Raw genomic sequence first — 24,618 nt, forward strand, 5'->3', positions numbered from 1 at the left:
AAAAACATAATACAGTCAATAATCTTTTCTTCACCTGACCACCTCCTAACATATAAATATAAGGTCATTTAACCAAGTGATCTATATATTCAAATCACTTTCACCTCGTTTTTCGTACTAATGTGATTCAATATTTAAAAATTTCAGAACATTTAACGAGAAAGGTCTGTACACTTAATAAGTGGAATACTTTATGGATGAAAAACACCAAAAACAACCTTCCTAAACCAATAAAGAGATATCTACTTCTTAATTAGTCTCAAATTTCTTCGATTTTTAGATTAGAACAAAAATAGACATTCGATCCGATCGAATGTCATGGAAAAGTTATTAGATTAGGTTTTCTATTTTAGAGAATAAACAACAAATGTCTATTCTAAAAAACGAAGGTTTTTGATACATTTGTCTGTAAGTTTGTATGCATACCTATCTCTTACATGATAAAGGTTACATGATTTTTAGATAAAATGGGAATCAACATTTTCATAGACAGATGAAATAAATGAAAAAAAACACTCGTTAATACTTTTAACGAGTGTACGGAGATTAGAGAAATGGTTTTCGATACGGATCAATTTTTCTTTCCAGATTCCGCCAGTCATGCTCATCTGGGACAGCTTTCAATAACAAGTAATCTGTTTCAATAATATAGTCTAAGAGGTACCGATTATAGTTTGTGACAATCAAATCAATATGATCGGCATTTAATATTTCTTGTGTCAGATGTTGCAATGGCAAAAAGGTCAACGTGTGCTTTGTACCAAACTGTTGCATTGCACGAGTTCGAATCTGTTGGCAGATGAAGTGATCACCTTCTAGAAGAAAATAAATTCTTTTTGTCGGTGAATAAAAATCAAAAATCAAATCACTGTAGATCGTTAAACTCACACAAATATCTTCAAGATATGGCGCAGCCAAAAAGTCTTTTCTTTGATGCTTCTTTAAAAATCGTAAATTCCGTTGATAGTTTTCATTGTCAGAACGCATGAGAGATTCTTTGATGTCCTGTGCCTCTTTGTTCAATGCAGGAGCTAACGCATAGTTCACTTTTCTAGACAAAAAGAAGGATTGCAAGAAAATTTTTATCTTGGCATAGCTCTCATTTGTGAGCTCAAACTCTTGTAAGTAAGCCTCCGTAAGTTTGGCAATTTCTGATCCTTGATGAAACTGCTGGTAGAACTTTTCCTCCGATGCTTCTCGATCTAAGGTACGTTTACAAATAGTAACTAAATAAATCCATGCAAATTCTTCCTTCGCTAGTTCTACGCCGTAAAGCTTGTTGATTCCGTCTTTTAAAGAATACAGGAGGGAGAAGCTATTTCCTTTGTAGGCTAATTCAATCAAGTATTTCGGGACTGTTATCGGAAAACCAAGGCTCGCCCGTTTGATTGCAATAAAAAAAGTATAGTAAAAAGCAGCTGGTGTTGTTCCAGAGCCAATATCATATTGTCCTAGTTTGTTGTTTAACTGGGTTAAGACCAACTCATGCAATGCGGGGTCGGGAACAAGGGTATGGGCAGTATCAATCCCTTCGTAATAAAAGTCTTTGAAGAATTTCCGTAAATCCGCTTCGCTCCCTTCAATTGTCAATGGATTCGACACCCATTTTAACCGATAACTGCTCAATATTTTGTTCGATTGACCCAACAACCGTCGAAACGTGCTCTCAGAAAAATGATAATGATGGGCCAACTCGTCAATATCCATCAATTCCCCTTGAAAAATATGACCGATGATTTCAAATAAGCACTCATTTTCTAGCAAATCTTGTTTCTTTTCTTGGTACACGGAAGGTTTTTTCTCTTCAAAAAGAAAGCCACTATTCCCCGAAATTAGGGTGATACAATCACCAAAATAGTCTTTCACATACTTGAGATCATTTGCAATTGTGCGTTGTGTGACTTGCATCTTTTCTGCCATTTCACCAATTGTAAATAAACGATCTCGTTCCATCACACTCAAAACTCGAAATAAGCGCTTAGTTGTGCGATTACTGATAAATGCTAACTGTAAGTCTCTCATATTCTCCGCCTCATATCTCACTACGTCTTTTGTCTAGATGTTACATACATAACACAACAACAAAAAATGAGCAAGACACGGCTCTTAATCACTTCATAAAAAAATAAGCTGCTTCTATACACAAAAAAGGATCAAATGCTCTTATGCTTTTCCATTATTATCTATTTGCTTACAGAACATTCTAATCTCCTTAGCGATGGTGGAGAAGAGGAATGCTCTCAAGCTTCTTTCATTGCAAAAATCTCCTTTAAATGGTTTAATGGTTTAAACTTTTAAACGATAATGGAGAGACAATTATGATAGATTATGCCAATCTGCAACAAGATTTTTCTGAGTTAAGTGATTTTTTAATCGCGCTAGGTGACAAAAAAAGACAAGCTATCATCATTCGGTTGCTAGAAGCGGAAAATTGTGCTGGCTTACAGGTCACTTCCTTATTAGAGGCCACCAATTTATCTAGACCCGCCATTTCACATCATTTGAAAATCTTGAAAGAAGCCAAAATCGTGAATTTCAGGCAAGAAGGAACAAAAAATTATTACTATCTCGATCATGAGCAAACAGAAATAAAAAAACTCCAATCCTTTTTAACGAAAGTCATTCACATTATGAACGAGAGGGACCATTCATGAAGAAAGTATTAGTTGTTGAAACAAACACTCAAAAATATGCTGGCACGAACGAGGCTACCGGACTTTGGTTAGGAGAAAGTGCCGAGTTTCTAGATGAGGTCTATCAACAAGGGGTTGACGTTGATTTCGTAAGTCCATTAGGAGGCTTTGTTCCTCTAGATCCAAGAAGCATGAAATATATAGATCAAGCCATTATGAACATTTATCTGGAAGAAAATTTCATTCAAAACGGCTTGATTCAAACGAAAAAACCCGCAGAAGTAAATCCAAATGACTACCATGCGATTTATTTTACCGGAGGGCATGGTGTCATGTGGGATTTTCCTGATAATAAAGAGCTGCAAGAACTCGCTTTAGCCATTTATGAAAACAATGGGTATATTTTATCTGTTTGCCACGGAATCGCTGGTTTACTAAATATAAAAGATAGAGAAGGAAGCTTTTTGATTTCTGGAAAAAAAATCACAGGATTTACGAAAACCGAAGAATTTCTCGCCGGGAAAATGAACAAAGTTCCTTTCTTTAATCAAACCGCCGCAGAAGAAAGAAACGCTCAATTCAAAAAAAGACGCTTTTATAAAGCATTTGCCCTAAAAGATGGGCGGATCATCACTGGCCAAAATCCTTTTTCTGTACGTGCTGTAGCAAAACTATATCTTGAGGAGGTACAGTCATGCAAACAATTTTAGGAAGCAATGGACAAATCGGCTATGAACTAGCAAAAGAACTATACAAAAATTACACAAATGAGCTTCGACTAGTTAGCCGGAAGCCTCAAAAAATCAATCCTACAGATCAGATCGTTTCCGCAGATTTGATGGACTTTTCGCAAACGAAAAAAGCGATTGAACATAGTGAGATTGTTTACTTCACTGTTGGGTTACCGATGGATGCTGAGCTGTGGGAAACCAATTTTATGAAAATCACAGAAAATGTCATCCGCGCTTGCCAAGAAGCACAGAGCAAACTGGTTTTTTTTGATAATACTTATATGTATCCAAAGGATCGTACCCCCCAAAAGGAAGACACGCCATTTTTTCCAGCAGGCAGGAAGTCCCTCGTACGCTCTAAAATGGCTCAATTGGTTTTATCCGAGATGGAAAGTGGCCGTTTAGATGCGGTGATTTGTCGAGCCCCAGAGTTTTACGGCCCTGGCAAGACCCAGAGCATTACTAATACACTTGTCTTAAACAATATAGTCCACAATGCTCCCGTCAAAATACCTGTCAATAAGGACACCTTACGCACACTTATATGGACACCTGATGCTAGCCGGGCAATGGCCCTTATCGGAAATACGCCTAGTGCCTATGGCCAAACTTGGCATTTGCCCTGTGATACACCTCATAGTTTCCAAGACATGATCGATCTCGCCGAAAAAATTGAAGGCAAACCATTGAAATACCGCGTCATTCCTTTGTGGCAATTTAAACTTGCTAAGCTATTCAGTAAAAACGCGCGCGAACTAAGTGAGTTATTACCTAGATACACGGTGGATAATCTTTTTGTCTCTGATAAATTCAAAAAGGCATTCCCTCATTTTAAGATCACAACGTTTGAAGAAGGCATTAGGCAGGTACTTGTTGAGAATAGGGCAGGATGACTGACAACACTTTATTAACCCCAATGAAGAGAATGACTGATGAGAAGCTACCCAGCTTTTAGTAAATCAAATTCAAAGAATATTCGCGTTAGTAGAAAGTTGAATTAGATATACTTATTTTACCGTTAGCAAAACCGTTCATTACACCGTCACTATTATTAATAAAAAGGATATTCATCCCACCCAAACACAATTAGAACAGGAATATAGAAAACCAATTAGGCGTAGGCCTAATTGGCTTTAATAAGACATTCTGTTTCCTTTTTCTTTGCTCGGGCTAATAGAAAAAAACAAGCACTAAGAAGTAATTTTGAGGCAGCTAGACAACAATATAACTGAAGACGAGAACGAAAGAAAAAATTCTTATTTGCGACATTCGATTACGCAAAAAATATATATGAACATCTATTATTAGCCATCCTTTTTTCTAGCTCTCATTTTAGTTAACCTTTTTATCTATCCTAACTGCTATAAAAACTCTCTCACACGTTCTTTAACATGCTGCTATTGTTCCAACTTCTTTATTGCTAAAGCTAAGCAGCCGATCAATCCTGCATCGTCAGCAAGCATTGGAGTTAGTAGGTATTCTTCGAGAGTAGGGGTATCCACATAGGAAACCATTTTTTCTTTAAACGCTTGGCGAATCAACTCGAGTAGTTGCGGCTGTTTCATTACACCCCCGCCTAAAATTATTACTTCCGGTGCATATAGTAACGTTGTGTTATACACACACTGAGCAAGATAATCTGCCTCAATCGCCCAATAAGGATGATCAAATGAAATGGTTTGGGCTTTTCTTTCAAAGCGCTTTTCAATCGCGGGTCCTGAGGCTAACCCTTCCAAACAATCATGATGAAAAGGACAGATTCCTTCAAATTGATCTTCATCATGACGTTGTAAGAGCATATGTCCCATTTCAGGATGACTGAAACCTGCGACTATTTTCCCACCCACTACAGCACCACCACCAACACCAGTACCAACGGTGTAATACAGAACACTATTTTTACCTTTTCCATAACCTGCCATATATTCTCCATAACAAGCAGCATTTACATCGGTAGTCCAATAGATGGGAACCGACAAGGCGTTTTCCAAAGCTCCTACAAAATGATAATTTTGCCAAGCTAACTTCGGAGTGTTGGTGATATATCCGTAAGTTCTTGATTCGATTTGAATATCAATTGGCCCAAATGCTCCTACACCAATTGATGCGATATTTCCTTTGTACTTATCAAAGAAATCAAACACTTGCTTCATCGTTTCTTCTGGTGTTGTGGTAGGAAAACTTTTCCGTTCTATCACTTGTAATTGTTCATTACCAATCCCACAGACAAACTTTGTTCCACCAGCTTCAATTCCACCATATAACATTTTATCTACACCTTTCATTCACTTATCTTCAAAAAAAGAAACGTATTTGCACTAAGCAAAATCGTTTCTCACTAAAGGTTTCGTTGTGTCACCTTCGCCAAATTCAATCGGCAATACGGTACGTTTTTCTACTGTCTCTCCATTAATGACAGCAATTAATTTTGCCACTGCCACTTCCGCCATTTGCTTTGTAGGTTGGGCAATCGTTGAGACTAGATAAGGATCTCCTTCTGTCATCTTTTGACCATCAAATCCGATAACTTGGACATCCTCTGGTACGTTTTTCCCTATTTTTTCAAGCATATCAATGACAGCTAATGCCATTGGATCGTTGATCGTAAAAATCCCATCGATATCGGGATTCTCTAACAAAAAATTTGTTACACGTTCTGAGAGATGGTCTAAAGGTTCTAACATATCTAACGCTTTATAGGAAATCCCCAGTTGACGGCACTCGATCTCAAAATATTTTCGACGACTCTTCGTTTCATTCGGTGTTTCTTGGTACCCACCGATATATGCTACATTCTGACATCCTCGGCGATAAAGTTCATTTGCAGCCAAACGTCCACCGGCCGCATTGTCAGCGGTCACATAAATCACCTCTTCAGTGAAATAACGGTCAATACTAACAAAAGGCAGATTACTCGAAATGTATTCATCGATATCTGAATAAGTAATTCCAATGATGCCGTCTACTTTATTTTGGCTGACCATCTGGATATATTCTTGTTCTTTTTCACTATTACCACTGGAGTTACACAAATAAAGCTTGTAGTTTTGTCTTTCTAATGCTGTTTCTACATGGTAGGCAAATTCGCCAAAAAATGGATGCCATACAGTGGGTAGAATCAAAGCAACCGTGTTCGTATGCTTCATCTTTAACCCCCGGGCATAAAAATCTGGTTGATAGTTTAACTCTGTCATTGCTGCTTCAACTTTTTCTCTAGTAGAAGCTTTAACAGAACCGTTATTCAATACCCGGGAAACAGTTCCTACTCCGACACCTGCTAATTTTGCGACATCTTTCATTGTTGCTTTCATAGTTGATCCCTCACATTTCTGCACAAGTTTAGTATAATGAATTTTGTCATAAATTACTAATTTTTTCAAAATACTAATAGCAAATCCATGGGAAATCTAGCTATCTGTTCTTTTCTAAAAAATTATCCTTCAAAACCTATTAAATAATCGATTCATCGCCTAAGCAATCAAACATTTATTTCACACTCGCTGTTTCAAAAGCTTGAATACGACTTTCTCCGATCGAATGAAACAAGATATCTCGAGCTTTTTCCAGCTCATAGAAAGTAGCCGTCATAACTTCTAACCCATTAATAAAGACTTCAACTGATGAGGTATCTCTAAAAATCTCAAGAACGAGCTGATTATCAATCAAAGGTACTTCAACTTTTCGGACATTCAGAGGGTCTTCTTCCGCCCCTGTAAGCTCTCTTCCTAGTTTCTGACGATCCAATTCAAAAACCTGTGTAGCAGTGTCATAAGTTAATTTGAGACAATCCGTCTTAGACCTCAGTAATTCAATTGTAAAAACTTCAGCTTTCTCCAAATCTACGACTAGATGTAAATATGAAGAATCAGACAGCGCGTTTCGAAATACGACTGATGTGTCAGTCACTGCGATATTTTCACTGCCTTGTTGATAAACTAAATGACTATATACAGTTGAGATGGGTTTTTGTACCAATCGATTTTTTTTCACTCTTAACTCTCGGGGCAAACTCATAGAGCCTGCCCAAAGATGGCCTAACTCATGTGTAGGCAATGTACGATCCCACATCTGCATCCAAGCAATCATCACCCGTCCACCATTAGGATCTGTTGTTGTTTGTGGTGCATAAAAATCCATTCCAAAATCCATTTCATGGAAATTATCAACTATCATCTGACCTGTTTCCCAGTCAACCTCACCAATACAAGCCATGGTAGAACTGATATTATGATATTCCAGTCCGTTCTTCTTGATTTGTATCGGTGACATGATTAAGACATCTCGTCCGTCTAAATGGAATAAATCAGGACATTCCCACATTATTCCTTGCTCTGAAGTCCCTTCTAGCAACACAGAGTAAAAGTGCCAAGTATACAAATCTGACGATTGAAACATCACTATTCTACCAGTAGACTGTGTAGATTTAGTAGCTACTACCATATAGTAAGCCTCGTTGTGAACAATTACTTTAGGATCACGAAATTCTTGTATCAGCCCATTTTCACCTAGCTGTTTTTCTGCTACCACAGGATTACCACTGTATTTGCTAAAATGAATACCATCTTCAGAGATCGCCAAACATTGATGCTGATGGCTAATACCATCAATTTCTTGGCAGCCTGTATAAAATAAATATAGTTTTCCGTCTCTTTCAATTGCACTTCCTGAGAAACATCCGCCGCTATCATAAGGTTGATCTGGGGCTAACGCTACTGGTAGATCTTCCCAATGGACCAAATCACTACTGCGCGCATGCCCCCAATGCATGGGCCCCCATCGACTATCATAAGGATAGTATTGATAGAAGAGATGGTAATGCCCTTTGTAATATATAAACCCATTGGGGTCATTTATCCACCCGATGGGTGCGGAAAAATGATAGTTTTGTCGATACTGAGGGTTAACTTTTCCTCGCATCATTTCAATAAATCGATTTGCTTTATCCAAAATCGCCGTTTCTTCTACTAACACTTATTGTGCTCCCTTCAAAAAATTATCATAGCCAGTTTGTTTTATTTGAATCCATTCTTCCAAACCTACACGTTCCAATTCAGCAAGGTATTCTTCCCATTCTTCATCGATTTTACCGCCGGTGATCCACTCTGCTCTTTTGCGATAGATGTAATCCCACATATCTGTTTCAATTTTTGCTAATCGATCTGTTTCTTCTTTTTCTAAAAAGACACGTGGATAGATATTGTCTTCTGTAATATATGGCAAATACGTGTCATGCATCAAATCTAAACGCCACTTCGCATCATCTGGCATAGTCGTAACTGTGCCGTAATAAGAATCAAGAACTGCTAATGGTCCTCCAGCTTCGGTTTTTTGTCTTAGTTCCCCCGGTGCTGTCCCCTCTAAAGGCAAATGTTTTAACATACCATCCTTTAATTCAAAAATATTGGCCTGTGCTTCATCACCGTAGGTTCCCCAGTTATTTTGGACAGACTGTAACGGTTCATACATTTTATCTATCCACCTAGCTGTAAGTTCCAAGTTTTTATTCGCACTAGTAATTACGAAACGATCTCTTGAGAAACCCATGCCATTCGTACGAGTAACGTGTTTCGTTCCATCTGGTCCCGCTAAGACTGGCAAGACGTCATAACTATCATCTGCACCCGTGATATTTGCTTTATCCCAAGTAAAGTACACGCCATACTTATGTTCTTTCCCTTTGGCAACATACGTATTCCAATCTTGTTCGAAAGCCTCTTTATCAATAAGACCTTTATTATTCATTTCATTGAAATATTTGATGGCTTCTTTATACCCTTCTTTGTTAGCAGTAAATTGTACCTGGCCATCGTTATCAACGACTAAGTGGTCATCATTATCACCTAGACCGAATGCCCCCATTAAAAATTTTAAGTCTTCATTTCCTCCATTGTTAATAAAGCTAAAAGGAATTTCATCTGCTTCACCATTACCATTTGGATCTTGCGTCTTGAAAGCCTCCAACACAGTCATCAACTGATCGGTGGTTTGCGGCATTTCAAGACCCAAATTATCCAACCACTCCTTGTTAATCCAAGCCATCCCATTAACTGTATGGATCGACTCTTTTCCTTCGCCTAATTCTTCAATCCAAGGCATAGAGTAAATGTGACCATCAGGTGCAGTAGACATTTGTCGGTATTCGGGATTTTCATCAAAAATTTTCTTCAGATTTGGCATATAATCTTCGATCAAATCTTCAATCGGTACAATAACGCCACTTTCCGCCCAGTTTAATAAATCATAGTCACCTGCAGCGGCGTTGAAAATGGCATCTGGTAAATCACCACTAGCGATATCCAAATTTCTTTTTTCGGCAAAATCACTACTGTAGTTTGTCCAATCAATATGGAGATTGGTCTCTTCTTCTAACCGTTGGAAAATCAATTTGTCATTAGGATCATTGGGAGCCAAAGGGGCACTTTGAGACATCATTTTTAAAGATATTTTTTCTTTCAATGGGAAAGAGACACTTTCTAGTTCATAATCAGGGCTTGATGTACTCTTTTCTTTTGAGCCTCCACAAGCCCCCAAAATTAGTACGGAAGTAAAAACGATTGGCAGCATCCATTTTGCTTTCATCTTAAAATCTCCTTTATAATTTTTATTCATTCAAATAGTGAACAATACTTACCCTTTAACAGAACCAACTAAAACACCTTTATCAAAATATTTTTGGAAGAAAGGATACATTATGATTAATGGCAGACTAGAAATGACGATCGTTGCGTATTTGATCAACTCAGCAATTTGTTTCATTTCTGCCATGGCAGTATTGGCTCCCACCATGTCTTGTGAGGGCTGGTTTTGGATCAAAATATTTCTTAATACGAGTTGCAACGGCTGTAAGTCGGGATCTTTGATGTAAATCATGGCATCAAAATATGAGTTCCATTGCCCAACAAAGGCATATAAAAACAATACGAACATAATTGGTTTAGCTAATGGAAGCATGACTTTGAACAGTATTTGCAAGTCATTGGCGCCATCGATAGTAGCAGCTTCAGAAAGTTCTTTTGGCAAAGCACTAAAATAGGTACGGGCTAAGATAATATTCCACACATTTATAGCACCTGGTACGATAATCGCCCATACACTATCTAACATGCCCAAGTTCTTTACCAATAAATAGGTAGGTATCAAGCCGCCACCCACGAACATTGTAATGACAAAAAAAGTCATAATAATCTTTTTCCCCGCCAAGTTAGGTCGAGACAAAGGATACGCAGTGATCATCGTAATAAATACAGTCAATAAGCTGAAGCTAAAAGAGTAAAACAACGAATTTACAAAACCGCGTAAAATGGAATCATCTGCAAATACCCGTTGATATCCTTGTATTGTCCAATCTTTCGGATTGAAGCTTATACCTTTATTGATCAAAGTAGCTGGGTCCATAAAAGAAGCTACCAGTACATAAATCAGCGGAACAATGGTGATGACGACTAAAAAAGTTACAATCACTCGATTCAACCATAAGATTTGACGGTCGATTTTTGATAAAGCACTATTCATAATTTTCTCCTTTCATTACAAGCCTTGACCATCGTTTAGCCGCTTGGTTATATTGTTGACAATCAGTAATAAAACGACATTAATAATCATATTGAACAGACCAACAGCAGCAGAGTAGGCATAATCACCTGATTGCAAGCCGACTTTGTATACATAAGTGGAAATGATTTCTGAGGCAGGGATGTTCATTGAAGTTTGCATCAAGTAGGCTTTTTCATATCCTACATTCATAATACCGCCGGCGGCCAAGATGAAGCTGATCACCATCACAGGCCTCAATGCAGGCAAATCGATATGCCAAATCTTTTGTAAAATATTTGCCCCATCGATATTTGCTGCCTCATATAAATCGGTACTGACTCCCGCCAGCGTCGCGGTGTAAAGAATGGATGACCAGCCGATTCCTTGCCAAATTCCCGATAAAATATAAATCGTTCTGAAATAAGCTGGATTAGACATGAACATAATTGGTTGCCCCGTAACCTTTTCTACTAACCCATTAATAGGTCCATTTGCGGATAGGAACAAAAACAGCATCCCCACGATAATAACTACTGAGATAAAATTCGGCGCATATAGAATCAACTGGATTTTCTGTTTTATTTTTTTATTGATAATTTGATTCAAGCTCAGTGCTAAAATAATTGGTGGAAAAAAACCTAACAATAAACCATAAATGCTAATTTTTAATGTGTTGCTCAGCAAAAGCGTAAAATTTGGTGAACTGATAAATTCCCTAAAGTGATCTAGTCCTACCCAAGGACTTTCCAAAATTCCTAGCATAGGATTATAGTCTTTAAATGCAATCACAGCACCGTACATTGGCACATACTTAAAGATAAACGTCATGATGATACCTGGTAAGAGCAACAAGTACATCCACTTATCACGCCGCAACTGTTTCTTTAATTTTTCCCACTTCGAGATATTTTTTTTATCTCGTTGTACCGCCCTTATCTCACCACCTGGTCCCAATGTCTTTTCCAATTCGATCTCCTCCCAATACATTTTAGAAACGTTTCCATTTTCGTTTAAAAAAATAAAAATTTAACGAAGACACTTTTTGGAAACGTTCCCACTATTTTCGTTTATAGATTACCATAGCCATTTTTTTAAGTCAATATTTTTTTGTAATTATTCTTTCACCCACACTAAGCTTCCTTCAATTCATTTATGGTTTTCGAAAATTGTTAAAAAATAAGGATCTCGATTATTTCATTAATCCTATTTTTCTCTACTTTTCTAGCATTCTTCTTTTATGAGTTTACTTATCACAACTCGCATCCTCTAATCTCTTTTCTACCAATCATTCACTATTTAACCGTTCCAATCGGAAGATTATCTGGTTAATTATTTAAAAATAGCTCGGATTCACATTTATTTTTTGCTTTTTAACTAACTAAAAGCGAAAAGATAAGAGTTAGATATGTAAATGTATATAAGGTTAGGAGCTGTTAGATGAGCTTTTTAGGGGAATCTCGGAAAACTCAAGATATTCAAAAAAATTGTGAATTTACTCCAAATCAATACAAAGCTTTTCTTTCAAGTAATCAAGTTTTCTATAGAGACGCTTGCGCTTTCCTCCTATAGCAGCCCCATACTTAGTCAATCTCAATATACAGCCACATAATACTTTTGCATATGAATAATCTGTGATTAGCTACCGATCAAATCTACAATAATCATTGTATTCTCGATGTAAGAACGTCTAGCTCACCACACAAAAAGCTAGTCAGGGACTATTCCTAACTAGCCGTAATTACTTTTCCATCTTCCTGCGTGTACCATTACCTAAGCTAACCGTTAAAGCTAGTTTTATCTTATAGAACTTAGTAAAAAAGAGTTTCTCTTGACTACTATCTCTCTTACTTTTAACTGATTTTAAGCTTCCCTGCAATCAGCCCCACTAGAAGCAATAAACTGCCGGAAAGAAAAAACACCCACCGTACATCAAAAACATCTGCCACCTGTCCCATCAGCAAGGTGAATAAAGCAAAAACACCGGAATTTAAGATGCCTGAGGCAGCGTAGATGGCAACCAATCGATCGGCTGCTACTTTTTGTTGGATTAATGAGGCTTGTGGGATATTTTTGATCTGGGAGAAAAGCCCGATTAGAACGGATAATCCTAGAATCAAAAAGCGGTCGCCTGATAGGGCAACGGCAACTGTGATCAGTCCGCCTAAAATAGCGCCCATTACAATCGCTGTTCGTTTGTTTTTATCAAACCGCTCGGAAAATCGCATCACCAACGCACTTCCTAGCAACGCACCAACAAAATAAGTGGCGTTGATATAGCCCCACCAAGCATCAGGTGCCTGCATCACTTCTCGGACGAATACTAACACAATCGCGGACACCCAGGCTGTATTGGCGATACTTTCCAGCATGTCCATGCCAACGATCACCCGAACCAGAGGATCTTTCATAATCCAGCGCCAACCGATAAACAACTGGTGCCCTAACGGCTGCTTTTCGTTTTTTTCTCGAGTCGTTCTAGGCAAAAACGCTAATACTATCGAGGCACTTAGAAACAGAAAGCTGTCTAATAAAACCAACTGATGAACAGAAAATACCAGCAACAAGGAGGTTCCGATCGCCCAGCTGCCGATGTTGACTGTTTGAAGCATCGAATTGAATATTCCATTGGCTTTGACGAGGCGATGCTTTTCCACATATTTCGGGATCAAGGCACGACTAATTGGTTCTGAACAGCCGTCCAAAAACGAAATCAATGCGACAAGGCAATATAAAACCAATAGATTCATCGTTTCAGCTTTCAAATAGAGATACGCGGTCATAAAAAAGAGTAAGGCTGTTTTGCACATCTGGCTGACCTTCAGCACTTGTTCTAAGCGAAAATAACTCGTGATGACCGGTGAGAGAAAGCCGGAAATGACACCGCCTCCTGTTACTAGCACTGGGACAAGCGCCGCTGCCAAAGCAGAGTCCGTCCAGCTAAAAATAGAACTGATAATTGCCACAATATAAATGGTATCCCCGACATTCGCCACGGTTTGGCCAATAATCAATTGGGTAAATCCCTGATTCTTCTTCATTTGTTTTCCACCTTTACTTAGAAATAACGATTGCTCGTTTTTCTAGTTATTGATCGCCATTTGCTAAGTAAAGGATTTTATTTTGTCTGATTCATTTGTGGGCCTCCTTTATTTTGTACCTCATCATTTTTTTAATGCACATAATATATCCTGCTGACTTTGCTCCCATAGACAATTGTCTACATTATTTTTTCTGATTATGGATTCAGAAATACAATCATGGCAATATTCTTCTTCGGGACATCCACTGCAAAAAGTATCTTGAGGAAATTCTAATCTAGAAAAATTTCTATAGCTCCGCTTCAAAATTTCTGGTAATGACTCCCTGTTCAGGTTCCCAATATTTAATTGCATCATTGCACACGGAGTAACAGTCATATAAGGCGTTATTTTAATTGTTTTATATCCGGCTCCACAGCTTTTCAAACTGTTCAAGCTTTCTTCTAATTCTTCGACTTGAAATACCTCATCATCATATATTTCTTTCAGGCTAACCAATGTTTCTTGATATTCTTTAATACTATAACTATTCAAATTATTTGTTGTTGCTCTGCCTTGATTTGTAATAATCCCAAGTCTAACTTGCTTCACTCCAAGATTTTTTAATTCCAATACAAGTCCATCTATTTCCTCGAAAGTTTGATCAATTAAAGTCGTGGCAACAATAATCGGTATATTTTTTGATACTGAATATTTTATAAACTTAATTGTGTTGTCATATGCATCGTTTTTGCCTCGTATAGAATTATGTGTATTTTCTTGACCATCTATTGATACTTGTATTAAAGGAGAGTTACTACCAAGCAACATTTCCAAGCATTTTTTCACTTTTTTATTTAGTATATAACCGCTGGTAGAAATATGTATATTTGCACCTTCGGCGATTAAAATTTCGATTATTTGATCAATACTTTGGTAAGAAAAAGGTTCCCCCCCTGTTAATTGGAATGTTCTAGTACCTATATTTAATAGTTCTTTTAATAATTGCATACATTTATTTGCGGGTATTTCTCTTCCAATACCTGCATTGACAAAACAATGTTTACATTTCAAGGGACAGTTATGTGTTAATTCCATAGTAACATGTTCTGGTGTGTAGTAGTCTCTAATTCCTTTTTTTATTGCTTTTTTTACAGGAACATCATGTTCTTCTATAAGATTATTGTCTCTTAATTCATTTATAAAATCATTTACCATAATTTCTACTTCATGCTCATTTTCTTGGTATTTTTTAGCAAGAAATTTCACTATATCATTAATTTTATGTAAACCATTTAGCTTACACAAAATAAACTCTGCGCTATCATTAACCTGTACTAACAGTCTAGCACCATTAATAACATACGAAAAAAGCACTCCATCTGGCTGTTCTAATAGAAAATTATTATTTTTAAGAGATACGTACATTATACTTCCGTCTCCTATCTTTCAGTAATATATTAAAAATAATCGGAAAACAGTTTCTTATTTACTTATCTTACACATTTAAGATAAATAAACACAAAACTTATTTTCCGACTAACATTTGTCTCCATAAAAAATAAATTACCTTCTACGATATACCGCTCTAATGCTCTGTTTTAAACTCTGCCTTGTGCACAACGTTTAGGGGTCATACCTAACGGAAGTGAAACTACTTTTGAAGTACTTACATTTAAAAAAGTCGGTTTTGTCATATTCTTTCCTCCTAAAATTATTTTATATAAAGTGTTTTAACACTAAATAACAAAAACGATAAATTTCAGCCACCAATTAACCACCCTGTAAAAATAGATATACTCAAAATAAATTTATTAATATTCAAGAGTAACTTTCCTCCTTTACAAAATATGAGATTCACACTTGTTATGTTCTTCACTATACTGGATTGACATAATAATTTTTACTTTGTAAACTATAATCACATTATTTTTAGGAGGGGCTTATGGATGGATTAGGATTGACTTATCGTGAAACTAGAAAGAGTAAAGGTATAACACAATCTGAAGTTTGCAAAAACTTAATTTCAAGAACTACATTATCTAAATTTGAGAACGGAAAATTAATTCCTTCTATAAATATTTTTGTCGAACTCTTACACAGAATAGACCTCAGTTTCAATGAATTTATCTTTATCAATCAAAGGTACCAGTTAAATGAAAAGCAACAAATCCTCAATCAATTCTTCTCTCTTTTTTCAAATCAAAAAACTACAATTTTACTCGATTTAAAAAAAGATTGCTTAGCTTTCCAAGAAAAATCTTTCAGTAAAACAATCGAATTACTAATTTATGTTATAGACTCACTTGTTGAGCTTTCAGCAAATGAAGAAAAAGATATTCCTTGTCTCCCAAAAATCATTCTCTCTGTGCCATGGGAACAAATTCAAAAATATTCTTGGTGGAATATTGATGACATCAAATTAATTAATTGCTGTTTATATATGTTCCCACTTGAAACAGCTATTACTATCTCTAACCAGTTAATAGATCAATTAAAGCGTTATGATCCTTTAGAGAATACAAGTTCCTTACAATGTGCAATATATTTGAATATTACTTTGCTATGTCTTCAAAAACACCATTTAGTTTATGCAAAAGAAACAGTTGAACACGCCATTAATCTTGCGAAAATTATAAAACGTTATGACTACTATGCTTTAGCAATTGCACGCAAGAGTTTTATGACAAAAGATAACCAATTACTTGAGAAATCACTTCATATTACTAAATTGTTTGAAGACAATTTAACTTACGAGCTAATTGAAAGTGAGCGCAATTTATTCTTTTAAGACAGTCAAAATGCTTCATGATTTTGCTAGTTCTACTAGCTGCTTACTATCTATAATCATAGAAAAATTATTTTACACCTCTTTTTTCTAGATAAATAAAATTCCGGGATCTCCAATTATTTCTGCAATTATGACAGATTTATATACTAAGTTAGAATATTCGAAAGCTCCTAAAATTATTCATCTTCCTATCATTTTAAGGGATACGATGGAAATTAATTAACATCTTATAAGGAGTTAGAAATATTATTAATTCAAATTATTTAAAGTGCTTCTTTATGAATTGATTAATAAATATTAGGATATAAATATTCAATCAAAATCTAATAAATGATAAATCCATTTCAACGATTTGCGAATACAAAAATTTGTTTCTTCACTCAATTACCCACTTCTCAAAAAACAAATCAAGTGAAAATCGTCGAATCAAATTACGATACACGCCGTAATTGATTGCACCACTAAGAAAACAAAGATACGCCAAAGAGAAATACTGCATTAACAAAATTGACAGTCCAATAAATGCACTATTATAAACCGTGACTAAAGGCAAACGGTAGCTTATCAGCAACGACCATTCTATTTTCTTCTTAAATGGGATTTGAGTGACGCGAGAATCGCTTGAGATCAGTAACACAAAGAGCATACTGCTTAATAAAAAACAGCTCGTCAGGACAAATGGCAAAAACATAACAGAGCGTTGATATACTATCAGTATTTTCAGTCCAAAGAGGATCAAGAGAATGATCAGAGAATACAAGAAATATAATCCCCAGTTTTTCTTCAAGCATTCTCGATAGTACTGAAAATAGTTCTTTGTAATCGATAAATGCTCTGGGTTGTTAAATAAGCCGAATTGAGCGGACAGACTTGCAATAAAAAATACTAGGGGTACCCAAAAGAAGACAATATTATTCAGAGTCAGTCGAAGAAAAAACAAGTGCATCAGGAGTAAACTATTCGACAGGATGAAATACAGCTGATAAACCAAAAGCCGATAGGCTGAGTGGACGATGGTAACGGTCCACTCAGAAATAGCGTGAAAGAAAGGATTCATAATTACCTCCTATCCTTTGATACCCGAACTTGTAACACCTTCGACAAAATACTTTTGCGCGCTGAAGAATAAGATGATTGCTGGCAATAATGAGATCACCGACATTGCAAACACTTGATTCCATGGGGTATTAGTAGATGGATCAACGTTGAGCCGCAACGCAAGAGATACTGGGAATTTGTCTTGTGAAGTGATATAAATCAATGGACCTAAGAAATCACTGAAACTCCAAACGAATTGAAAAATCACACAAGAAATCAGTGCAGGTTTTAATGCCGGAATCAGGACACGCCAGAGAACACCGAAAGAAGAACAACCGTCAACGATCGCTGCTTCATCGAGATCCCGTGGAATTGAACGCATAAACTGGATCATCATGAACACGAAGAAGGGTTCTTGTCCTAAAAATGAATTGGCCAGTAACGGAACATACGTATCTAATAGATCCAAGCGATTCCAGAAGAGATACAAGGGGATTCTGGTTACGACTTGAGGTAAAAACATCGTTGCCATTAACAACGAGAACATGATTTTCTTGAATGGAAAGTCAAACCGAGCAAATCCATAGGCTGTAAGAGTCGCCGAGACAACGGTAAAAAGAATCTTTGGAATGACGTATTTAAAGGTATTGATAAAATACAAGGTGAACGTATAATCGCCCTTGGTGTTCCAACCATCAATATATGCTTGGAAATCAATCGTTGAAGGAATGAAGCCGATTGATGTGAAAATCTCTGTGTTCGTTTTGAAGGACGCTCCAACCATCCAAATAATTGGATACAGCATAATCAGTGCAACGACCGTCAACAAAACATAGCGAATCAGTGCTTGACCATGCTTATTCGAGTGCTTCTTTTTTGCAGATGCTATAGGGGTTGCCTCCATTTATTTCCCACCTCCATCAGAATAATAGACCCATCGTTTTTGGCTCGTGAAAAGAAGAACCGTTGAACAAACAATCAACGCAAACAATACCCAACTTGCCGCACTTGCGTAGCCCATATCAAATTCTTTAAATGCTTTATCATAAATAAACATTGAGGACAGATACGTGGCATTGAGGGGACCACGACCGGTGACAATAAAAGGGCCGTTAAATTCTTGAAAGGCATTGTTTAGTTGCATCACTAAGTTGAAAAAAATGGTTGGTGTGATCAAAGGAATCGTAATTTTGAAAAACTGGGTCACCCTTGATGCGCCGTCCAAACTCGAGGACTCATACAAATCCTGGGGGATTTCCTTCAATGCAGCTAAGAAAATCAACATTGAGGAACCAAATTGCCACACTTTCAAGAGAATCAAGACGACCATTGCGCCTGTAGGTGTCGATAACCAGTTAATTGGCTCGATGCCAACGGTTCCTAGAAAAATATTCACCAAACCTTCTGGTTGAAACATTGATCGCCAAAGCACACCAACGGCCACGTTTCCTCCTAGAATCGAGGGAATATAATACGCCGTCCGATAGAAATTGATGGCTTTTAATTTGAAATTCAGAATAAACGCAACGAACAACGCAAACCCTAGTTGAAAAGGTACAGTGAACACTGTATAAATTAATGTCGCCCGCATCGAATCAAGAAACGTTTGATCCTTAAAGAGATTCACATAATTTTGAATGCCTAAAAATGCAGGTGTCTGTCCGACACGAGCCAAAGAATAATCGGTCAGTGAGTAATAAAATGAGGACAAGATCGGCCAAGCGGTCAGCAGTAAAAAGCCAATCAGCCAAGGGGTTACATAGATCAAGCCCACTTTTTCCTTTTTCATAAAATCCCTCCAATCTTTTTGACAACGATTCACGACACTTCATGGAAGCAAACAAAAGCCATTCACTCCCATAAAGCATGCGGATAGTTGCCTATTACAATTTATAGTCTTTCGCAAGCTTTTCGGCTTGTTCTTTTGTTTTCGTGTAGACGTTGCGAGCAGCTGTTTCTAAATCCGTTCGTCCTAATTCGACAGCTTCCATTTCTGCAGTGTAAATAGTCGTTAAGGTACCATCTTCATAGAACGGTGTTTGGTTGATTTTTGCGACACTTTGGGCGTACTCAAAGCCTTCTTTCATCACGCCTGATAATTGTCCATCTTCCGTCAATACTTCGATCGCTTTGCTTGAAGCAGGAATCCCTCTGGAAAGACCCAAAATTTTATTTGCTTCCTCGCCATTTAAAAATTCATTTAAAAATGTTCCTACTTCTTCTGGATGTTCGACATTTTTCCGAACGGCAAAAAGCAGTGAAGGTTTTGACATTAAATTCACCTCGGTGCCGCCTTCTGCGATTGGGTAGTCAACGACGACCATTTCATCCCCTACTTCTTTCAATGCTTCATAATTAGAAGACATACTGGCATTCCAATCGATGCCGCCCGCATATTGTCCTTCAATCCACTTTTTGTTGGTGGCTAAGGATACCGGTTCTGAGCCGACATTTTCTAAATAATCTTGTCTTGAAACGAAGACCCCAGCATCTGCCATTTCCTTATACCAAGTCATCGCTTCTAAATAGTCTTGTTCTGTCCAATTCATATTTCCTTGTTCATCAAACTCAGACGTTCCAGTCTTTTGTTGCAACCAAATGGTTACCGGAAAACGCCAAGTTGGGGATACGACACAAAAGGTCCCTTCTGGTAACTTCTTAGCGGCTTCCACATAATCGTCCCACGTCTTCAACATAGTGACATCAATACCATGTCTTTCATATTCGGATTTGTTTAAATACATAACTAAAGTATTTTCCCCATAAGGAACGGCAACCTGCTTTCCATCAACTTGTCCGAATGCCAAAAAATCAGGATCATAGGTGGACAGATCCAAACTATCGATTGTATTAAGATCATAAAACCCGTCATTTTGTCCGAATTGCGGCACCCAATTGTAGAGTAAAGTCGTGATATCCGCCAAAGTATTGCCAGCATACCTCGTCGTGAAGGCTTGATCCAAATCGCCAAAGCCGCTCGGCTCTCCTTTTACTGCAATTTCAGGATGCTCCTTTTCAAAATGAGCGATCATCTCTTGGGTTGCCTGGTGGCGATCGTCATTTCCCCACCAACTAAAGCTGATTTCTACTCGATCACCACTCCCCGTTGTCTCAGTCTTTTTTCTCCCAGCATTGCATCCAGCCAACACCAACGATATCGAAAGCAAAGAACCTACCACTATCAATTGTTTTTTCCATTTTTTCATCACTCTTCCTCCTGATTCTTTTTAGTAAGTTGGATAAACTAACTTATATTACAAAAAATTTTACTTCTGGTTGAAATCTTTTTTCTTAGTGATATAAACGAGCTATTTCTTCTTTGAAACCTAGCACCTGATTCTCTTTCTACGCATAAATTTGACGTCCATATGCATCCGGAATGCCGCTTTTACGATAAAAATACGTGTTGATTTGATCCCGCCAATCTCTAGCAGAACGAACTTGATCTTGCAATCGTTCGGCGACGTTTTGATAACTTTCTTCATCGATTTGTCCCTGTAAGGAAGCCCACTCGGTAACATATTCCTCTACTTTTTCATAGCCTTCGAAATGCGTGTCATAGATGTGTTGAATGATCGTTTTGCCGCTTTGTAAGACATGGTCGTATGGCAGATGGTGGAAAAATAAGACAAGTTCATCTGGGCAAGTTTCTACATTTTCGTATGTTTCACACCAAGCATCCGCATACTGCCTTACATAGCCGGTGCCGTCTTTTAACGTTCGATTGACGCCAATGCCCTTTCTATCTGCAAATTGATACGTCCCCCATCTATCATATTCGTAGCCATCGACATCAGGCCCATAGTGATGATTGGGACGAACCATAAAACCGATACCTAGTGGGGCAGTATAATTTTCATAGGTCTGATAGGACGTAGCGAGGATTGCAAGTAGTCGTTTTTTAGCAGAATCATCTAACTCAAAGGACAAATCGATCCATTCGCAAAGGATAGCTTCCGTGCTTAATTCATTGTTCCAAATCAATCTGCCATAGCCAAAAAGGTTCGCTTGCGCTAGCTTGTGTCCGGTCCAATTATCATCCATGCCGACATTGACGACTGCTGCCACGCCAGAGTATTTAGGATTTGGACTTTGCTCTGGTAGAATCTTCTTTACTGTAGCGTGTTCAAGTGGATGCTTCGTATTAAAATCTAGCACATCTTTCCACATCTGTAGTAAGCAGCAAATGTGCTTTTGTTGTCCGGTATACTCTTGCGTCACTTGGAATTCCAACATTTGATTGGTGTATTTTAACGCGCCAAAAAGCGGCGTCACGGGTTCTCGTACTTGAAAATCAATCGGTCCATTTTTGATCTGTAAAATAACATTTTCCTCAAACGTACCGTCTAATTTCATAAAGTGGTCGTAGGCAGCTTTGGCACGATCAATTGAACGATCTCGCCAATCCTGTAAACAGTCATAAACAAAGCAGCGCCATATCAGTAGCCCTCCATAGGGTTGCAACGCCCGTGCCAGCATATTGGCACCATCATTATGGTCACGCCCGTAAACAAACGGTCCCGGTTCCCCTTCAGAATCAGCTTTGACTACAAACCCACCAAAATCCGGCATCACCTGATAGATTGTATCTGCTGTTTTTTGCCAAAATGCAATAACTTCCTCAGCTAACGGATCGGCGGTCATTAGTCCTCCAACGGATAAAGGTGCCGCAAAGTTGATACTTAAAAACGTCCGAATCCCATAGGCAGCGAATGTATCTGCGATCTTTTTAATCTCGATCAAATACGGTTCCGTAATAAACCATTTGGCATCTCCGCGAACATTCACGTTATTGATAGAAACCGCATTCATTCCGATGGAAGCTAAGAAACGCGCATAGACGCGTACCGTTTCATGGTCTTGCCGAAACTGATTGTTTGAAAAGAAAATCGATTCTCCAGCGTACCCACGTTCGATCGTCCCATCAAAATTATCCCAATGATTGACCATACGAATGGCTTGATTGGGAATCGACCTCAGATTTTCTGGCAACTCAGTGGTTCGAATCACATGCTTGTAAAGTTCAAAGAAGCCATATAACCAGCCTTTACTAGCATTCGCATAAACGACTGTCTGATTGTGCTCATAACTGATCTCAAATCCTTCATCCCCAAGCAGCGCATCCGTTGCCTTTTTGAAATATAACTCTGCATTTGCCTCTTCCACACAGCGGCACATTGGAAATAATGTCTGCATCTCTCGTTTGATCGTATCCGTCAATTGGTCCGACTGCTCGAAACTATATGTCGAAACTACATCAGTTGCTACACGCTTTTTTAGCCAACACTCGTCTTTCTTTCTCATTGCTTCATCCCCTCTTTTATCTAAAAAATCCCTTCCGGCAGTTTCCAAGCAACTTCACTTTCTATGTGAATCCCTCCTCAGAACTTTTTGATTATTTGATAGACGAATAGAAACCGAGGCTTGCCGACACTTTATTTTATAAATGAAATGTGTCAATACCTGTTATTTTAACTTCCCCATCTGAAACACAAAAAAAAGGATTGGACGACTGTCCAATCCTTTTGACATAGCGAAATAAGCATAAGGCATCCTGCATAAAATACCATAAAATCTGCTTTTCCTACTAGAAAAAGAACAGAATATTAGGTACAATAAACAGGTCGATACCTTAGGGTATTGACTATGGCAACTTGATTAGTCAGTGTGTTTGACTTTTCAAGGCCTCGTATTGGAGCGCCAACTCTGATACGGGGTGCCTTTTTTTATTCGGTTTCTATTCCCCTCTATTGTATAGAAACCCGTTTTGGAAAGCAAGACCAAATCTGAGGGAAATGATTTAATAACAGAATTGATTTATGGTTTTTTGATGTTTTCTTATGCTTTTTGATGGATAATGTGTAATCGGTGTGTACAATTTGTTATTACGCTGTAATCTCTTTGACCGTATTAATATTATCATATGAGGTGATTTTGTGTATCATAGAATTCGCGACTTACGCGAAGATAAAGACTTGAATCAAGAACAACTTGCTAAACTACTGAATATCAGCCAAACCACTTACTCCCGCTATGAGTCAGGGAAATTAGACATTCCTACTCAACTTTAATATCCTCGAGATATCATCAATCTCCAACGCATCTGCAATCCTTTCAATGTGTTCTAAATAAATTTTTTGTCTTTTTCCATTTGCCAAATTGCTTAAATTTGATGGCTCAATTCCCGACAACCTTGCGAGTTCTCTTAAAGACATCTGACGTTCTGCTAATAAATCGTTGATTAGCACTTCCACTTTTCTATCACCTTCATTTTCGTTCATTTATATTTCCTCCTCGTGTTGTCTATATAAACATGGTATAGTACAATAATTTTAGATTGTTGTTCGTATAGACATGAAGTTTATAAATATAGAAGAAGATACCCTTATGACATCGGAAAATGAAAATAAAGAATTCCTGACAAAGAAGAATCAACCGATTAAAACCATTACTCAAAAAGATATTAATGCGCTATAAACAACACATGAGCAATTTCGATCATGGTCATCGATGCTAGAGGTATTAATCAAATTATTTGATTGTAAAAAGAACTGAATAATAATGAAAAATTATTCAAACTTACCATTAGATACGAAAAAAGACACTCTCTAAAAAGAGAGTATCTCGAATCTTCGATAAAAAGATTAACGTTTTGAGGATTGTGAAGCTTTACGAGCTTTCTTAAGACCTGGTTTTTTACGTTCAACCATACGTGCGTCACGAGTAAGTAAGCCAGCACGTTTAAGAGCTAGACGGAAATCCTTTTATATCAACATTTATGACGGTTTTTATCACCATCTTTTATACATTAGAATACAGTCTTAAATTCTTCGATTTACCTCAAAATTTCAAAATCCAGACCCAAAAATTAAATG

The 24,618-nt window shown here is 37.5% G+C and carries 19 protein-coding genes and 2 pseudogenes; 5 read left to right on the forward strand and 16 right to left on the reverse strand.

Annotated elements, in window-relative coordinates; genetic code table 11:
- Positions 1 to 546 precede the first annotated feature (546 nt).
- Complete coding sequence (locus IGI92_RS15990; protein ID WP_008381810.1) at positions 547 to 2,022, reverse strand: helix-turn-helix domain-containing protein; 1,476 nt, start codon at positions 2,020 to 2,022, stop codon at positions 547 to 549.
- A gap of 296 nt (positions 2,023 to 2,318) precedes the next feature.
- On the opposite strand from IGI92_RS15990, the gene IGI92_RS15995 reads away from it, so the two are divergent.
- Genes IGI92_RS15995 through IGI92_RS16005 form a run of 3 tightly spaced genes read left to right on the forward strand, consistent with a single transcriptional unit; the run spans position 2,319 to position 4,257 of the window.
- Complete coding sequence (locus IGI92_RS15995; protein WP_142437256.1) at positions 2,319 to 2,654, forward strand: ArsR/SmtB family transcription factor; 336 nt, start codon at positions 2,319 to 2,321, stop codon at positions 2,652 to 2,654.
- Positions 2,651 to 3,343 carry a type 1 glutamine amidotransferase domain-containing protein gene (locus IGI92_RS16000; RefSeq protein ID WP_430607465.1) on the forward strand — a complete coding sequence of 231 codons (693 nt, stop codon included), beginning with the start codon at positions 2,651 to 2,653 and terminating at the stop codon, positions 3,341 to 3,343. Before IGI92_RS15995 ends, IGI92_RS16000 begins: the two co-directional genes overlap by 4 nt.
- On the forward strand, positions 3,328 to 4,257 hold the full coding sequence (locus IGI92_RS16005) for an NAD-dependent epimerase/dehydratase family protein (RefSeq protein ID WP_087664488.1): 930 nt from the start codon (positions 3,328 to 3,330) through the stop codon (positions 4,255 to 4,257). Before IGI92_RS16000 ends, IGI92_RS16005 begins: the two co-directional genes overlap by 16 nt.
- A 504-nt stretch (positions 4,258 to 4,761) precedes the next feature.
- Here the strand turns inward: IGI92_RS16005 and IGI92_RS16010 are convergent.
- The 8 genes from IGI92_RS16010 to IGI92_RS16045 all read right to left on the reverse strand — a co-directional run bounded on the left by IGI92_RS16010 (position 4,762) and on the right by IGI92_RS16045 (position 15,342).
- Positions 4,762 to 5,631, reverse strand: coding sequence for an ROK family protein (locus IGI92_RS16010; RefSeq protein WP_416136090.1), 870 nt, complete (start codon positions 5,629 to 5,631; stop codon positions 4,762 to 4,764).
- 51 nt (positions 5,632 to 5,682) lie between these two features.
- The gene (locus IGI92_RS16015; RefSeq protein WP_010729373.1) at positions 5,683 to 6,675 is read right to left on the reverse strand and encodes a LacI family DNA-binding transcriptional regulator; all 993 of its coding nucleotides are present in this window, start codon (positions 6,673 to 6,675) and stop codon (positions 5,683 to 5,685) included.
- Positions 6,676 to 6,850: 175 nt separating this feature from the next.
- A complete protein-coding gene (locus tag IGI92_RS16020) occupies positions 6,851 to 8,335 on the reverse strand; it encodes a glycoside hydrolase family 32 protein (protein WP_016621147.1) in 1,485 nt (494 codons plus the stop codon).
- A complete protein-coding gene (locus tag IGI92_RS16025; RefSeq protein ID WP_042890386.1) occupies positions 8,336 to 9,943 on the reverse strand; it encodes an ABC transporter substrate-binding protein in 1,608 nt (535 codons plus the stop codon).
- Between the two features lie 48 nt (positions 9,944 to 9,991).
- Positions 9,992 to 10,876, reverse strand: a complete 885-nt coding sequence (locus IGI92_RS16030) for a carbohydrate ABC transporter permease (protein WP_005230433.1) — start codon at positions 10,874 to 10,876, stop codon at positions 9,992 to 9,994.
- A gap of 15 nt (positions 10,877 to 10,891) precedes the next feature.
- The gene (locus IGI92_RS16035) at positions 10,892 to 11,884 is read right to left on the reverse strand and encodes an ABC transporter permease (protein WP_005233042.1); all 993 of its coding nucleotides are present in this window, start codon (positions 11,882 to 11,884) and stop codon (positions 10,892 to 10,894) included.
- An 863-nt stretch (positions 11,885 to 12,747) separates the two neighbouring features.
- On the reverse strand, positions 12,748 to 13,935 hold the full coding sequence (locus IGI92_RS16040; RefSeq protein ID WP_430607472.1) for an MFS transporter: 1,188 nt from the start codon (positions 13,933 to 13,935) through the stop codon (positions 12,748 to 12,750).
- A gap of 123 nt (positions 13,936 to 14,058) precedes the next feature.
- Complete coding sequence (locus IGI92_RS16045; RefSeq protein WP_194188601.1) at positions 14,059 to 15,342, reverse strand: radical SAM protein; 1,284 nt, start codon at positions 15,340 to 15,342, stop codon at positions 14,059 to 14,061.
- Between the two features lie 517 nt (positions 15,343 to 15,859).
- Here IGI92_RS16045 and IGI92_RS16050 point away from each other — a divergent pair.
- A complete protein-coding gene (locus tag IGI92_RS16050; RefSeq protein ID WP_074934213.1) occupies positions 15,860 to 16,705 on the forward strand; it encodes a helix-turn-helix domain-containing protein in 846 nt (281 codons plus the stop codon).
- Positions 16,706 to 17,081: 376 nt separating this feature from the next.
- Here IGI92_RS16050 and IGI92_RS16055 read toward each other — a convergent pair whose 3' ends face one another.
- The 5 genes from IGI92_RS16055 to IGI92_RS16075 all read right to left on the reverse strand — a co-directional run bounded on the left by IGI92_RS16055 (position 17,082) and on the right by IGI92_RS16075 (position 23,047).
- A complete protein-coding gene (locus IGI92_RS16055; protein ID WP_430607476.1) occupies positions 17,082 to 17,762 on the reverse strand; it encodes a hypothetical protein in 681 nt (226 codons plus the stop codon).
- Positions 17,763 to 17,771: 9 nt separating this feature from the next.
- Complete coding sequence (locus tag IGI92_RS16060) at positions 17,772 to 18,647, reverse strand: carbohydrate ABC transporter permease (protein ID WP_016621142.1); 876 nt, start codon at positions 18,645 to 18,647, stop codon at positions 17,772 to 17,774.
- Positions 18,648 to 19,532 (reverse strand): carbohydrate ABC transporter permease, encoded by an 885-nt coding sequence (locus tag IGI92_RS16065; RefSeq protein WP_016621141.1) that lies wholly within the window; start codon positions 19,530 to 19,532, stop codon positions 18,648 to 18,650.
- A gap of 94 nt (positions 19,533 to 19,626) precedes the next feature.
- Positions 19,627 to 20,949 carry an ABC transporter substrate-binding protein gene (locus tag IGI92_RS16070; protein ID WP_315044097.1) on the reverse strand — a complete coding sequence of 441 codons (1,323 nt, stop codon included), beginning with the start codon at positions 20,947 to 20,949 and terminating at the stop codon, positions 19,627 to 19,629.
- Positions 20,950 to 21,088: 139 nt separating this feature from the next.
- Positions 21,089 to 23,047 carry an alpha-glucuronidase gene (locus tag IGI92_RS16075; protein ID WP_430607481.1) on the reverse strand — a complete coding sequence of 653 codons (1,959 nt, stop codon included), beginning with the start codon at positions 23,045 to 23,047 and terminating at the stop codon, positions 21,089 to 21,091.
- Positions 23,048 to 23,679: 632 nt separating this feature from the next.
- Here IGI92_RS16075 and IGI92_RS16080 point away from each other — a divergent pair.
- Positions 23,680 to 23,808, forward strand: a pseudogene (locus IGI92_RS16080) (helix-turn-helix transcriptional regulator); the annotation flags it as partial.
- On the opposite strand, the gene IGI92_RS16085 reads toward IGI92_RS16080, so the two are convergent.
- Positions 23,791 to 24,024, reverse strand: coding sequence for a helix-turn-helix domain-containing protein (locus IGI92_RS16085; RefSeq protein ID WP_016621137.1), 234 nt, complete (start codon positions 24,022 to 24,024; stop codon positions 23,791 to 23,793). The pseudogene IGI92_RS16080 and the gene IGI92_RS16085 sit on opposite strands and share 18 nt — an antisense overlap.
- Before the next feature lie 363 nt (positions 24,025 to 24,387).
- Positions 24,388 to 24,504, reverse strand: a pseudogene (gene rpsI, locus IGI92_RS16090) (30S ribosomal protein S9); the annotation flags it as partial.
- Positions 24,505 to 24,618: the final 114 nt, after the last annotated feature.

The sequence above is a fragment of the Enterococcus sp. DIV2379 genome (genome assembly GCF_050542965.1).
Lineage (GTDB): Bacteria > Bacillota > Bacilli > Lactobacillales > Enterococcaceae > Enterococcus_D > Enterococcus_D entomosocium.